Origin of the sequence: Mesoterricola silvestris (assembly GCF_030295405.1) — a bacterium.
In the GTDB taxonomy this organism is placed as follows: domain Bacteria; phylum Acidobacteriota; class Holophagae; order Holophagales; family Holophagaceae; genus Mesoterricola; species Mesoterricola silvestris.
In genome coordinates, this window is record NZ_AP027080.1 from 3,065,272 (window position 1) to 3,078,734 (window position 13,463).

Annotated in this window: 10 protein-coding genes; 8 read left to right on the plus strand and 2 right to left on the minus strand. The window is 70.5% G+C overall.

All coding sequences use genetic code 11. The annotated features are described in order from the left end of the window. Positions 1 to 51: 51 nt before the first annotated feature. From R2J76_RS13295 to hutU, 3 genes are read left to right on the plus strand one after another with little or no spacing between them, the layout of a single operon-like run. The gene (locus R2J76_RS13295) at positions 52 to 1,851 is read left to right on the plus strand and encodes a PAS domain-containing sensor histidine kinase (protein ID WP_316412110.1); all 1,800 of its coding nucleotides are present in this window, start codon (positions 52 to 54) and stop codon (positions 1,849 to 1,851) included. A gap of 20 nt (positions 1,852 to 1,871) precedes the next feature. Further along, on the plus strand, positions 1,872 to 2,186 hold the full coding sequence (locus R2J76_RS13300) for a hypothetical protein (protein ID WP_316412111.1): 315 nt from the start codon (positions 1,872 to 1,874) through the stop codon (positions 2,184 to 2,186). A 59-nt stretch (positions 2,187 to 2,245) separates the two neighbouring features. Further along, on the plus strand, positions 2,246 to 3,907 hold the full coding sequence (hutU, locus tag R2J76_RS13305; RefSeq protein ID WP_316412112.1) for a urocanate hydratase: 1,662 nt from the start codon (positions 2,246 to 2,248) through the stop codon (positions 3,905 to 3,907). A gap of 2 nt (positions 3,908 to 3,909) precedes the next feature. Here hutU and R2J76_RS13310 read toward each other — a convergent pair whose 3' ends face one another. Then, positions 3,910 to 4,185 (minus strand): hypothetical protein, encoded by a 276-nt coding sequence (locus R2J76_RS13310; RefSeq protein WP_316412113.1) that lies wholly within the window; start codon positions 4,183 to 4,185, stop codon positions 3,910 to 3,912. A gap of 744 nt (positions 4,186 to 4,929) precedes the next feature. Between R2J76_RS13310 and R2J76_RS13315 the strand changes: the two genes are divergently transcribed. Both R2J76_RS13315 and R2J76_RS13320 read left to right on the plus strand, forming a co-directional pair. After that, positions 4,930 to 5,217: a hypothetical protein gene (locus R2J76_RS13315; RefSeq protein WP_316412114.1), complete on the plus strand. Its 288-nt coding sequence runs from the start codon at positions 4,930 to 4,932 to the stop codon at positions 5,215 to 5,217. Positions 5,218 to 5,261: 44 nt separating this feature from the next. After that, positions 5,262 to 7,181: an ABC-F family ATP-binding cassette domain-containing protein gene (locus R2J76_RS13320; RefSeq protein WP_316412115.1), complete on the plus strand. Its 1,920-nt coding sequence runs from the start codon at positions 5,262 to 5,264 to the stop codon at positions 7,179 to 7,181. 219 nt (positions 7,182 to 7,400) lie between these two features. Here R2J76_RS13320 and R2J76_RS13325 read toward each other — a convergent pair whose 3' ends face one another. After that, positions 7,401 to 8,492, minus strand: a complete 1,092-nt coding sequence (locus R2J76_RS13325; RefSeq protein WP_316412116.1) for a PLP-dependent cysteine synthase family protein — start codon at positions 8,490 to 8,492, stop codon at positions 7,401 to 7,403. A gap of 162 nt (positions 8,493 to 8,654) precedes the next feature. Between R2J76_RS13325 and R2J76_RS13330 the strand changes: the two genes are divergently transcribed. From R2J76_RS13330 to R2J76_RS13340, 3 genes are all read left to right on the plus strand, one after another. Then, positions 8,655 to 9,413: a hypothetical protein gene (locus R2J76_RS13330; RefSeq protein WP_316412117.1), complete on the plus strand. Its 759-nt coding sequence runs from the start codon at positions 8,655 to 8,657 to the stop codon at positions 9,411 to 9,413. A gap of 67 nt (positions 9,414 to 9,480) precedes the next feature. Then, positions 9,481 to 10,611 (plus strand): Y-family DNA polymerase, encoded by a 1,131-nt coding sequence (locus R2J76_RS13335; RefSeq protein ID WP_316415894.1) that lies wholly within the window; start codon positions 9,481 to 9,483, stop codon positions 10,609 to 10,611. Then, positions 10,608 to 13,445, plus strand: a complete 2,838-nt coding sequence (locus R2J76_RS13340) for a helix-hairpin-helix domain-containing protein (RefSeq protein ID WP_316412118.1) — start codon at positions 10,608 to 10,610, stop codon at positions 13,443 to 13,445. Before R2J76_RS13335 ends, R2J76_RS13340 begins: the two co-directional genes overlap by 4 nt. Positions 13,446 to 13,463: the final 18 nt, after the last annotated feature.

Consider the following 13,463-nt stretch of genomic DNA (forward strand, 5'->3'; position numbering starts at 1 on the left):
ATTATCGTCTAGGTCTGGACCGAAAGCCCCCATGCGCCCGCACTTTGCCCCATGAGCGACCCGGACGACCCCTTTCTCAGGCGGGCCCTGGACGGTCTGCGGACGGCGGTGGCGGTGCTGGATCGCGCGGGGGTCATCGTTTTCGTGAACCGCGCCTGGGAGGCCTTTGCGCGCGACCATGGGGCGCCGGGCACCGGGGAGCCCTATGGACCCGCGGATCCGGGCATCCAGGAGGTGCTGGAGGGGAGGTCGCCCAGCTTCTCCCGGGACTACGCCAGCCGCGGACCTGACCGCGGGCGCTGGTTCAGGCTCATGGCCTCGCCCATGGACGGGTGGGAGGGCTGCCTGCTCCAGCAGGTGGACATCACCGATCTGAAGGTGGCCGAGGAGCGGGCCAAGGGAAGGGAGGATCTCTTCCAGCAGGCCTTCGACCGGAACGTCGATCCGTCCACCCTCTCCACCTTCCCCGAGGGGTGGATCGTGGAGGCGAACCGGGCCTGGTGCGCCCTCACCGGCGTTACCCGGGAACAGGCCCTGGGCCGGACCCCCGCGGAACTGGGCCTCTGGACCAACCCCCAGGACCGCACCGCCATCCTGGAGGAGCTGGGCCGCACGGGGACCTTCCCGGGGCGGCAGGTGGAAATGCGCCTCCTGACGGGGGAGATCATCCAGATGCAGATGTCGGCCTCGGCCCTGGTGCTCGAGGAGGGAACCCGGGTCCTGCTCACCGGGCGGGACGTCACCCGGGAAGCGGCCCTGAAGCGGACCCTGCTGGCGACGGAGGAGCGCTTCCGGGTGATCACCAGCTCGCTCAAGGACTACATCCTCATCCTCGACCCGGACGGAACCATCGCCTACATCAACCGCACCCCCGTGGGCATCCCCCTGGAGGCGGCGCTGGGGATGCCCTTCCCGTCGGGGATGGGCACCGAGGCCCAGGTGCTCGGCGAAGCCGCCTTCCGGGCCTGCCTGGAGACCCTCGCGGGCGTCAACTACAGCGCCCCGGGAATCCGCCTGGACGGCTCCTGGGGCTGGTTCGATATCCGGCTGGAACCCTTCCTGGCCCAGGGCGAACTGCAGTTCGTGGTGGTCCTGGCCTTCGACCGCTCCGACGCCAGACAGGCCGAGGAGACGGAGCTCCGCGCCCGCAAGGCCGAGAGCCTGGTCCTCATGGCCGGAAGCATCGCCCACGATTTCAACAACCTCTTCGCGGCCATCCAGGCCAGCCTGGATATCCTCGCCATCCAGATCGGCGAAAAACCGGAGCTCGTGGCGACCCTGGCCACCACCCAGGAGGTGCTCCACCGGGCCATCACCCTCTCCTGGAAGATGAACGATTTTTCCGGTCGCGCCGTCACCCACCGGGTCCCCACGAACCTCGGGGAGGTGGTCTCCGCCTGGGCCGCCCGGCAGAAGCCGGCCCCGGGGCGGGCCTTGACCCTGGACCTGGGGGGGGTGCCCACCATCCTGGCGGACGCCGACCGCCTGCGCATCGTGCTGGACGCGCTCCTGGAGAACGCCTGGGAGGCCATGGACGAGGCCGGCCGCGGGGGCACGGTGGCCCTGCGGCTCTTCCGGGACCTCAGCGGGGAGGCGCCGCCGGGGGATTGGGCCGCGCCCCGGCCCCCGGTGCCCGAAACGGTGTGCCTGGAAATGGCCAACGACGGCCCCTGCCCCGCCCCGGAAGTGCTGGCCAGGATGTTCGATCCCTTCTTCACGACGCGCTTCGTGGGGCGGGGCCTGGGCCTGGCCTCCGTCCTGGGCCTGCTGCAGGTGCACGGCGCGGGCATCCAGGTGGTGCCCGGGGAAGGCCTGGCCTTCCGCATCCATTTCCCGCCCCTGAATCCCTAGCGTATGCTCAGGGAAACACCGTGAAGGGACGCGCCATGGACTTCGATGGAACCTGGGATATCACCGTCAACTCCCCCATGGGCGGCAAGCGGTTCCGCATCACCGTCGCCACGGAAGGGGGCGCGGTGGCCGGCACCATCTCCTCGGACGGCATGTCCGCGCCCCTCCTGGACCCCGTGGTGGCCGACGGCCACTTCCGCTGGTCCATCAAGCTGCCCCGCCCCATGAACATCCTCCTGGAGATGGACCTCACCCGGGACGGGGACGCGCTCTCGGGCGTCGCCAAGGCCGGGCACATGGCCCTGCCCGGGGTGACCGGGGTGCGGGTCGGCTAACTTATGATCAAGGTCCGTCCCCCCCGTGGGAAAATGGGGGGACTCAAAGGACCTCCGCCATGACCCAAGCCACCGAAGCTCCCGTCATCCGCGCCCCCCACGGCGCCCACCTGCACTGCAAGGGCTGGGTGCAGGAAGCGGCGCTGCGCATGCTCATGAACAACCTGGACCCGGACGTGGCCGAGCGCCCCGAGGACCTCATCGTCTACGGCGGCCTGGGCAAGGCGGCCCGCAACTGGGACTGCTTCAACGCCCTGGTCAAGGAGCTCAAGCACCTGGGCGACGAGGAGACCCTCCTGGTGCAGTCCGGCAAGCCCGTGGGGGTCGTGCGCACCCACGCGGACGCGCCCCGGGTGCTCATCGCCAATTCCAACCTGGTGCCCCGGTGGGCCACCTGGGAGCACTTCCGGGAACTGGACCGCAAGGGGCTGATGATGTACGGCCAGATGACGGCCGGAAGCTGGATCTACATCGGGAGCCAGGGCATCGTGCAGGGCACGTACGAGACCTTCGCCGAGGCGGCGCGCCAGCACTTCGACGGGACCCTGGCGGGCACCTGGACCCTCACGGCGGGCCTGGGCGGCATGGGCGGGGCCCAGCCCCTGTCGGTGACCATGAACGGGGGCGTGGCCCTCTGCGTGGAAGTGGACCGCACCCGCATCGAGAAGCGCCTCCAGACCCGCTACCTGGATGAATGGACCGACGACCTGGACGAGGCCCTGGCCCGGGTGGAGCGCTACGTGCGCGAGCGCAAGGCCGTCTCCATCGGCCTGCTGGGCAACGCCGCCGAGGTGCTGCCGGAGCTGGTGCGCCGCGGCGCCCGGCCCCACCTGGTCACGGACCAGACCTCGGCCCACGACGAGTACAACGGCTACATCCCCGCCGGCCTCTCCCTGGACCAGGCCGCGGCCATGCGCAAGGAGGACCCCGAGGGCTACGTGAAGCGGGCCCTGGCCTCCATGCGCGCCCACGTGGAGGCCATGCTGGCCTTCCAGAAGGCGGGCTCGGTCACCTTCGACTACGGCAACAACATCCGCGCCCAGGCCCAGCGCGCGGGATGCGAGGACGCCTTCGCCTTCCCGGGCTTCGTGCCGGCCTTCATCCGGCCCCTGTTCTGCAAGGGCATCGGCCCCTTCCGCTGGGCCGCGCTCTCCGGCGACCCCGAGGACATCGCCGTCACGGACCAGGCCATGATGGAGCTCTTCCCCGAGAACGAGGGCATGATCCGCTGGATCAAGGCCGCCCAGGAGAAGATCGCCTTCCAGGGCCTGCCCGCGCGCATCTGCTGGATCGGCGCCGGGGAGCGCCACCGGGCCGGGCTGCGCTTCAACGAGCTGGTGCGGGAGGGCAAGCTCAAGGCCCCCATCGTCATCGGCCGCGATCACCTGGATTCCGGCAGCGTGGCCTCCCCCAACCGGGAGACGGAGGGCATGAAGGACGGCTCCGACGCCGTCTCCGACTGGCCCCTCCTCAACGCCATGACCGCCTGCAGCGGCGGCGCCTCCTGGGTGAGCTTCCACCACGGCGGCGGCGTGGGCATGGGCTTCTCCCAGCATTCCGGCGTGGTCATCGTGGCCGACGGCACGGAACGGGCCGATCGCTGCATCAAGCGGGTGCTGTGGAACGATCCGGCCATGGGCGTCTTCCGCCACGCGGACGCCGGGTACGAATCGGCCCGGGCCCATGCGGAGAAGATCGGCCTGCACGTGCCCATGGCCTGACCCTACTTCGTCAGCAGGAAGTGGTCCAGCACGGTCCCGTCCGCGGCGATCTGCTTGAAGTCCACCCTGTCGCCGGCGATGTCCAGCTGCGAGAAGCAGGTCTTCTGCCACACCAGGTGCACGGGGTAGGGCTTGGGCGGCACCTGGCCGGGGTACCGGGGATGGCCGGGGGGATAGGGGTAGTTCTTGGGATTGGCGCCCCCGGCGCCCGTGACGATCTGGATGACGCCGTCGGCCTTGGTGGCCCCGCCCTGACCCGTGAAGGCGGTGTCCTCCACAAGGTTGGCGGTGTCGCCGAAATGGGCCTCCTCGGTGTCCCCGGCGGGCCTGGGGTTGAACCGCAGGGGCCGGGAGCGCTGGTAGCTGTGCAGGTGGCCAGGTTCGAATCAAGGAAAGTCCAGTGCACGCCCCCGGAGTTGAAGGAGAAGTTGGCCATGGTGGGGAAGCGGTCCTTCGCCGCAGCCAGGAAGCCGTCGAAGTGGGACCGGGGGCTCAGCACGGGCGTCTGCATCGTGTGGGCATGGGCCGGGTCGAAGTTGATCGCCGCCCCGGGCCCGTTCAGGGGCTGGCTGAAATAGTAGTAGTAGGCGAGGCCGTTGGGCTTGGGGGTGAAGGAGATGGTGTTGTTCCTGGACTCGAACACCCGGTCGGTGTCGTTGTTCCCGAGGCAGGCCGCCGTCACGGTGTGCCGCAGCACCGTTCCGCCGGCGGCAGCTCCGGGCTCGGCGTTGAGGTTGGGGAAGAAGAGCTCCCGGTACTGGTTGGCGTGGCCTTCCATGTTCACGATATCCCCGGGGACCACCAGGAGGTCCGGGCGCACCGCGCCCACGCGGCGCGCCAGGGCGCGGTTCAACATATTAAATAATTTATATAATCCGATTCGGGGAGTCAATGCGTATTTCGGACATACACTTTAATTACAATAATGATTTCAGCTTTACGCGCACCACTAATATATTAATAATTTAATATTTTCCGCATCGTTCATTCACCCCAGAATGAAGGGCATTCCCGGAGTCCCCATGCTCTACCCCGACATCGACGACCTGGTCCTGGAGCACGACGACGAATCCGGCATCGAGGAACTGGGCCGGCGGGTGCTGGCCCGGGGGCCCTGGACGACGGTGGCGTTCCTGGTGCGGACCCGGGCGCCCGGGGGCGCCTGGGAGGGGCCCCACCTGTGGCTCCACCGCTACCAGCGGGCCGCCCAGGGCTGGAAGCTGGTGAGCCGGTTCCGCACCACGGAACCGGAGCAGTTGGCCGCCCTGCTGGGGGCCCTGGGGGACTGGAAGGAATTCCTTCCGGGGTGAAGGCCGCCCTTCTCCGTGAGATGCTGGAGGGTTCAGGAGTCTCCATGGCCGTCGCCCTCAGTCTCGTCAAGGTCACCAAGCGCTTCGGCGCCCAGCCCATCCTCGAGGGGCTGACCTTCGGCCTTCAGCTGGGGGAGAAGGTGGGCCTCATCGGGCGCAACGGCGCGGGCAAATCCACCCTTTTCAAGCTCCTGGCCGGGGAGGACACGCCCGACGAAGGGGAGGTGGTCCTCACCCAGGGGCTGCGGGTGGCCCACCTGGCCCAGGATCCCCACTTCGCGCCGGACGCCACGGTGCGCAGCGCCCTGGAGGCGGCCCTGCGGGACCACCGGGCCCTCATCGCGCGCCACGGGGAGATCCACGAGGCCCTGCAGGGAGCCACCCCCGACCAGGCCGAGCGGCTCCACATGGAGCTGGACGGCGTGGAGCACCACCTCAACCACATGGGCTGGGACCTGGAGCCCCGCCTCAAGGAGGCCCAGACCACCTGGGGCCTCCTGGATCTGGACGCCGCCGTGGAATCCCTTTCCGGGGGCTGGCGCAAGCGCGTGGCCCTGGCCCAGGCCTGGCTCCAGGACCCGGACGTCATGGTGCTGGACGAACCCACCAACCACCTGGACCCCGAGCAGGTGGAAAGGCTGGAGCTCTGGCTCCAGGGCTTCGGGGGCGCCCTGCTGCTCATCACCCACGACCGCCACCTGCTGGACGGCGTCGTGGACCGCATGCTGGAACTGGAGAACGGCAGCGTCACCAGCTACGACGGCTCGTACAGCGACTACCTCCTGGAGCGCAGCGACAAGGAGTTCCGGGAGGCCCGGCTCACCGAGCACATGCAGAACCGCCTGCGCCGCGAGCTGGCCTGGCTCCGCCGCGGCGCCAAGGCCCGCACCCGCAAATCCAAGCTGCGCATCCAGGACGTGCTGGACCTGGGCGACGAGGTGAAGGACCGCACCCGCCTGGAGCAGCGCACCTCCCTCACCTTCGCCGGGGGCGCCAACCGCTCCGATTCGCTCCTTTCCGCCGAGGGCGTCCGCTTCGCCTACCCCGGCACCGGCGTCGAGCTGGCCGGGGGCATCGACCTGGTGCTCCAGCGCCGGCAGCGCATCGCCTTCCTGGGACCCAACGGCTGCGGGAAGTCCACCCTCCTCAAGCTCCTCCTGGGCGAGCTGGAGCCCACGTCCGGAACCATCACCCGGCACCCGAAGCTCTCCATCTCGGCCATCAGCCAGGGCCGGGGCGAGCTGCGGGGGGATCTCTCCGTGGCCGACAACATCGCCGAGCGCGCCTCCATGGTGAAGGTGGGCGGCCAGGAACTCCTGGTGCTGGTGTACCTCACCCGCTTCGGGTTCCCCGCCGACCAGCAGAAGCGCATGGCCGGAACCCTTTCGGGCGGCGAGCGCAACCGGCTCCTGCTGGCCAAGGCCATGCTCCTGCCCTCGGACCTGCTGGTGCTGGACGAACCCACCAACGACCTGGACATCCCCACCCTGCAGAACCTGGAGGAGGCGCTGCTGGACTACCCCGGCTCCCTGCTCCTGGTGAGCCACGACCGGTTCTTCCTGGACCAGGTGGCCACCCACACCCTGGCCTTCAACCCCGGGGGCGAACCCCGGTGGGAGATGTACGAGGGCAACCCCTCCTCCGTGCGCCGCCTGCGGGCCGAGCGCGCCCAGGAGGCCCCCCGGGAGGAGGCCCCCAAGGCCGCCAAGGCCGAGCGGCCCGCCTCGAAGAAGAAGCCCGGCCTCTCCCAGAAGGAGGAGCGGCGCCTGGCCGAGGTGGAGGCGGCCATGGCCGCCCTGCACGCCCGCATCGAGGACCTGGACGCCCTCCTGTCGGACCCCGCCGCCTTCCTCTCGGGGGATGCGCCGGGCCACCAGGCCCTCAAGGACCGGGAGGCCGCCAAGGGCGACCTGGAGATCCTGGAAGGGGAGTGGCTGGAACTTGAGGAGAAGCGCCAGAGCTAGTTCTCGGACCATCGCCCGGGTTCATCCAGGTTCGGCCTTTATCCCCTTCATCCCCTTCATCGAATTCATCCCCGTTCCAGCAGGGCGATGGCCGGGATGGGTCGGGCCATGCGGATCAATCACGCGCCGCCCCACCCCGGTGCTGGCCCTGCTGGAACGGGGATGAACCTGATGAAGGGGATGAAGGGGATAACGGCCTGGGTGGGTCGGAGAATGGGATTAGCGCCCGCAGGGGCGTGCCGCGCCTTCGGGGACCACGTAGGCGCAGGCGTCCCCATCGCAGCAGGTCCTGCACACCCGCCTGCAGGCCTCGAAGCCCAGCAGTTCCACGCCGGTGGACAGGAAGCCCGCCTTCACGGGCTCCTCGCGCATGAGGTCGGTGCTCAGGTACTTCTTGTTGTCGTCCGAGAAGATCGTGACCACCACGGCGTCCGGGCCCAGCTCCTCCTGCACCTTGAGCGCGCCCAGGAAGTTGGCGCCGCTGGAGATGCCCACGCCCAGGCCCAGCTTCGAGGCCAGCATCTGGGCCATGAGGATGGAGTCGCCGTCGTCCACCCCCACCACCGGATCCAGCTCGTCCAGCTTGACGATGGAGGGGATGAACTCGTCGGAGATGCCCTGGATGCGGTGCTTGCCCACCTTGTGGCCCGTGGAGAGGGTGGGGGAGTTGGAGGGCTCCAGGGGGTGGAGCTTCACGGCGGGGTGCTGCGAGCGCAGGAACTTCCCCACCCCCATGATGGTTCCGCCCGTTCCCACCCCCGCCACGAAGGCGTCCGGGACGAGGCCCTGGAAGTGGAGCTGCCACCAGATCTCCGGCCCCGTGGATTCCATGTGGGCGGCGACGTTGTCCTCGTTGGAGAACTGGCAGGGCAGGAAGCATCCCGAAGTGGCCGCCAGTTCCTCCGAGAGGCGGATGCTGCCCAGGAAGCCCCCCTCCTCGCGGCTCACCAGGCGGATCGTCGCGCCCAGGCTGCGGATGAGGTCCTTGCGCTCCTGGCTCATCCAGTCCGGCATGAAGATCGTCACCGGATGCCCCAGGGCCCGGCCCAGGGCCGAGAAGGCGATCCCCGTGTTCCCGCTGGTGGCCTCGGCCATGGGCATCCCCGGCCGGAGCGCCCCCACCTCGTAGGCCCGGCGCAGCACGTGGAGGGCCATGCGGTCCTTGATGCTGCCGGTCATGTTGAGATTCTCGGCCTTGGCGAAGATCCGGCGCTCCCGGCCCTTGTACGTGAAGTGCACGGCCAGGAGGGGGGTATTGCCCACCAGGTGGCCCAGGTCGTGGATGCGGCGGGGGATGTCGAGTGGGATCACGGGGTACCTCGTGGCACCAGGGTCCCAGGGAAACAATCGGAATTGCCATGCACACAATCCGGGAAACCGTGTGTTGACGGGACCAAGATCGAAATTCCCAGTGCCATCAATGAATTAATGATTTATAATTTCCATGGGAACGATCCCCTTCCGGAGAATGCAATGTCCTCAAAACGTCTATTCCTGGGCTCCCTGGGAGCCGCCTGCTCCCTTCTCGCCCTGGCCCTGGCCTGCGGCGGCAAGGGCGGCAACAGCCCGGATCCCCGAGTGCCCGCCACCAGCCTCGGCGGCGCGTGGACGGCGACCGGGAGCGGCGGCGGCACCAGCTATACGCTGGTGATGCCCTCCGACGGAACCTTCCGCACCTTCAGCGCCAATGGCAGCAGCGTCCTTTCCGGCAAACTCCTGCTTTCCGGCCAGGACCTGAGCGGAAACCTCACCTTCTTCTTCCCGGAAGCCATGGGCATCACGGCGCTCCCCGCCACCCTCAGCGGCACCGGCTCGAAGACGGGCATCACGTTCACCCTCGCGGCCTCGGACCCGGACCTCAACAACCGGATGCTCACCTCCGCCCCCGACCCCCTGGCCAATGCGGGCGCCCAGCTCAAGCAGCTGGAGGGAACCTGGACCTCGGCCCCCTCCGGCAACGACACCAGCACGGCCCTGACCCTCACGGTCGACGCCGCGGGGAACGTCTCGGCCACTTCCCCCGCCGGCACCCTCCAGGGCACCTTCATCCAGCCCACCGCCGGCGCGAACGCCTTCGTCGCGGCCTATGCCTACACGCCCACCGCGGGGGCCAATCCGGGCAAGGCCCAGAGTTTCTCGGGTTCCGCCTACCTGCGGGACAATGGCGGCCAGCTGATCCTCGCCGCGGACAACGGCAAGGGCGGAATGGGCGGCGTCTTCACCAAGCAGTAAAATTTGCCGCTTTCTTTTCGCTTTTTTTGCGTCATATTTAAGCGCTCGGAGGTCGAGCGTGCTGGCGATGTGGGTTCCCGAAATGCCGTTCCAGATGGCCTGTCAGGTGGACGCGGGCCTGAAGGAGCGGCCTTTGGCCTTCCTGAGCCCCGGCGCCCAGCGCACCCCCTGCCTCTGGCTGGTGAACCGCCAGGCCCGGGCCGAGGGCGTGGCCCCCGGCGAACCCATGGACCAGGCCCTGCGGCGCCTGCCGGGCCTGCGGGTGCTGGACCCCGCCCCCCAGACCTGGTGGGAGGCCCAGGGCCAGCTGGGCGAGTTCCTGCAGCACTGGAGCCCCCAGGGCCTCCTGGGCCGCATGGGCGAGGCCCTGGTGGACCTGCACGGCACGGCCCGCCTCTACGGCGGGCCCCGGGACGCGGCCGCCCGCATGCAGCGGGACCTGGCCCAGTCCATGGGCTGGACCAGCCACGGGGGGCTTTCCCTGAGCGCCACCGCGGCGCGCCTGGCCACCCGCACCCCGGAGCCCCTGGCGGAGGTGTGCGAGGGGGCCGAGGGGGTCTTCCTGGCCCCCCACCCCCTGGGCCGGCTCCCCGACCTCACCCCCCGGGTGCGCTACCGGCTCCAGCGCCTGGGCCTGGCCCGTTTCGGGGATCTGCAGCCGGTGCCCCTGCCCACCCTCAGCCAGGTCATGCCCGAACCTGACGCTCGCCTGGCCCTTTCCCGGGCCCGGGGGGAGGACCGGCCCCGCCTGCCCATGCTGGCCGATCCCCTGGGCGAGTCCCGCCACCCCTGGCGCCTGGAGCCCCCCTGCCTTCCCGAGGAGGTGCCCCTGGCCTTCTGGTGCCTGGAGCGCTTCTGGAACGACGGCCGCTCCCCCCGGCAGCTCACCCTGCGCTGGTGGGACGTGGACGGCGTGGCCCACCGGTGGCGGGCCCCGGAAGAGGCCCTGGCCGAGCCCGCCATGGCCCTGGCCCGCCTCGTGGAGGCCGCCTTCCGCAAGGGCGCCGAGCGGCGCATCCTCGTGCACCGCCTGGAGCTGCACATGGCCTGGGGCCTGGGACGGAGCCGGGGGCTCTTCGAGGCGCCGCTCACCCGCAAGCTGGGGGCCCTGGAGCACACCCTGGCCCGGCTGCGCAAACGCTTCCCCGGCCAGCCCGTGCTGCCCGGCTGGGCCCGGGAGGAGGACGCGTCCGCATGACCTTCCTGCTGGCCGTGACCGACTTCTCCACCGGGGAGGGCGTCTACCCCGCGTCCATGGCCGTGGCCCTGGCCCGGCGCCTGGGCTACGATTGCGTGGCCTCCTGGGACCAGGGCCTCCACGGGTGGCCGCGCCTGCGGGAGGAGGCCCTGGCCGCGGGCCTCACCCCCCTGCTGGCCAGCCGCTTCACGTGGCGGGGCATGGACTTCGGCGCCCTGCCCCACACCGACCGGGGCTACGCCGAGCTCTGCCGCCTCCTCACGGACCAGGCCCACGGCCGCGAGGGGGACCCCCCCCGGGACTGCGTGCTCCTCGCCGAGACCCTGGAGGGCCAGGAGTACCTGACCCGGGAGGGCTTCGCGCCGTACCTCCTGGCCCACGCCCGCAACCAGGTGGAGGCCATGGCCGGCGCCGCCCGGGGCCTCCCCGCCGCGGCCCCCCAGGTGCTGCGCTTCCGCCGGGAGGCCGGCCTGGAGCTGCACCGCCTCAAGCGCGCCATGGCCCTGCGCTCCACCGTCGCCCGGGTGGAGCCCCTGTGGGAGGCCCGGGACGCCGCCGTCACCCGGGCCTCCTGGGAGACCCGCTTTCCCGGGGCGGACCCCGCCATCACCCGGGCCACGGAGGGCATCCTCGAAAAGGCGCGGGCCTGGCGCATGCACTGGGGCGACTGGGTCATGCCCCGGCCCGTGTGCGCCCGGGACCTGGACCTGGACGCCGAGCTCCAGTCCCGGCTCCGCCAGGGCATCCCGAAGCGCTACGCCGCGCCGCCCCCGGGGCTCGAGGCCCGCATCGAACTGGAGCTGGAGCTCATCCGGCGCAAGCGCTTCGCCGGGTACTTCCTGGCCGTGCACGACATCATCCGCGAGGCCCGGGCCACCCGCACCTGTGGGCGCGGCAGCGGCGCGGCCTCCATCGTCAGCTACCTGCTGGGCATCACCAACGTGGACCCCATCGCCACCAACCTCATGTTCGAGCGGTTCCTCTCCGACGCCCGGGTGGATCCGCCGGACCTGGACGTGGACTTCGCCTGGGACGAGCGGGACGAGGTGATCGCTTCCGTCTTCCGGCGCTACGGGCGGGAACGGGTGGCCATGGTCTCCAACCACGTGTACTTCAAGCCCAAGGGCGCCCTGCGGGACGTGGCCCTGGCCCACGGGCGCCCCGAGGCCGAGCTGAAGGTCCTGGCCCGCTTCATCCGGGGCTGGGACGAGGGCATGAAGGGCATCCAGGACAACCCCGCCTGGGCCCCCATCCTCGCCCAGGCCGAGGCCCTGCGGGGCCACTTCCACCAGCTCTCCGTGCACCCCGGGGGCACCGTCATCGCCCCCGGCGCCCTGTGGCACCATGTGCCCTTCCAGCCCGCCCCCGCCAAGGAGGGGGTCTCCATCACCCAGTGGGACAAGGACGGCGTGGAGGACTACGGCCTGGTGAAGATCGATCTCCTGGGCAACCGCAGCCTGGCGGTGGTGCGCGACGCCCTGGGGGTGCTGGGGGACCGCGCCCCGGCGCCGCTGCACTGGAATCCCCGCCTGGACCCCGCCACCCAGGACCTGCTGGCCCGGGGCGACTCCATGGGGGTCTTCTACGTGGAGAGCCCCGCCACCCGCCAGCTGCAGCAGCGGGTGGGCAAGGGGGACTTCGAGACCCTGGTCATCCACAGCTCCCTCATCCGCCCCGCGGCCAACCGCTGGATCGACACCTACGTCAAGCGCAACCGCGGCGAGGAGACCTACGTCCCCAGCCACCCCGTGCTGGGCTCCCTGCTGTCGGACAGCTTCGGCGTGCTGGTGTACCAGGAGGACGTGGTGCGGGTGGGCATGGCCATGGCCGGCTGGAGCCACGAGGAGGCCGACAAGCTCCGCAAGATCCTGGGCAAGGACGACTGCTCCGTGAAGCTGCCGCTGTTCGAGGCGCGGTTCCGGGAGGGCTGCGCCGGCCGGGGCATCCCCCCGGCCGTGGTGGACGAGGTGTGGGACATGGTGCGCACCTTCCGGGGCTACTCCTTCTGCAAGCCCCACTCCGCCAGCTACGCCCAGGTGAGCTTCGAGAGCGCCTGGCTCAAGGCCCACCACCCGGCCACCTTCTTCGCGGCGGTGATCACCAACCAGGGCGGCTTCTACGCGCCCATCGCCTACCTGGGCGACGCCCGGCGCCACAACCTGGTGGTGCGCGGTCCCGACGCCAACCAGTCGGAATGGGCCTTCGCCGCCGAGGGGGACCGGGGCCTGCGGGTGGGCCTCATGGCCGTCAAGGGCGCCCAGCGCGACGAGGTGGAGGCCCTGCTGGAGGACCGGGGGCGCCGCGGCCCCTACGGGAGCCTGGAGGAGCTCCTGGAGCGGGTGCCCCTCTCCGTGCCCACCGCGGAGGCCCTGGGCTCCGGGGGCGCCTTCGACCGCTGGGCCCCCGACGGGGACCGCACGCGCCTGCTGTGGACCCGCCTGGGCGGCATCCCCGAAGGCGTGCGCCCCCGCCCCACCGACCCCTTCGACCGGGCCGCCCTGGAACTGGAGCTCCTGGGCCTGACCCTGGAGATCCACCCCGCCGCTCTGCAGCGCGCCCGCCACGGCGGCGCCCCCCACCGCGCCGCCGACGTGGCCCGCCCCGGCCACCAGCTGCGCTTCTGGGCCCTGGTGGTGGCCGAGAAGACCGTGCGCACCGAGAAGGGCGACCTCATGCAGTTCGTCACCTTCGAGGACGAAACGGCCCTGTGCGAGGCCGTGGCCTTCCCCGACGCCTACCGCAAGCGCCGGCGCCCCTTCCGGGTGGGGGACATCCTCCCGGTGGCGGGGAAGAGCGTCCGCCAGGACGGGCTGGTGGTGCTGGAGGTGGCCTGAGGGCCATCGGTTACCATG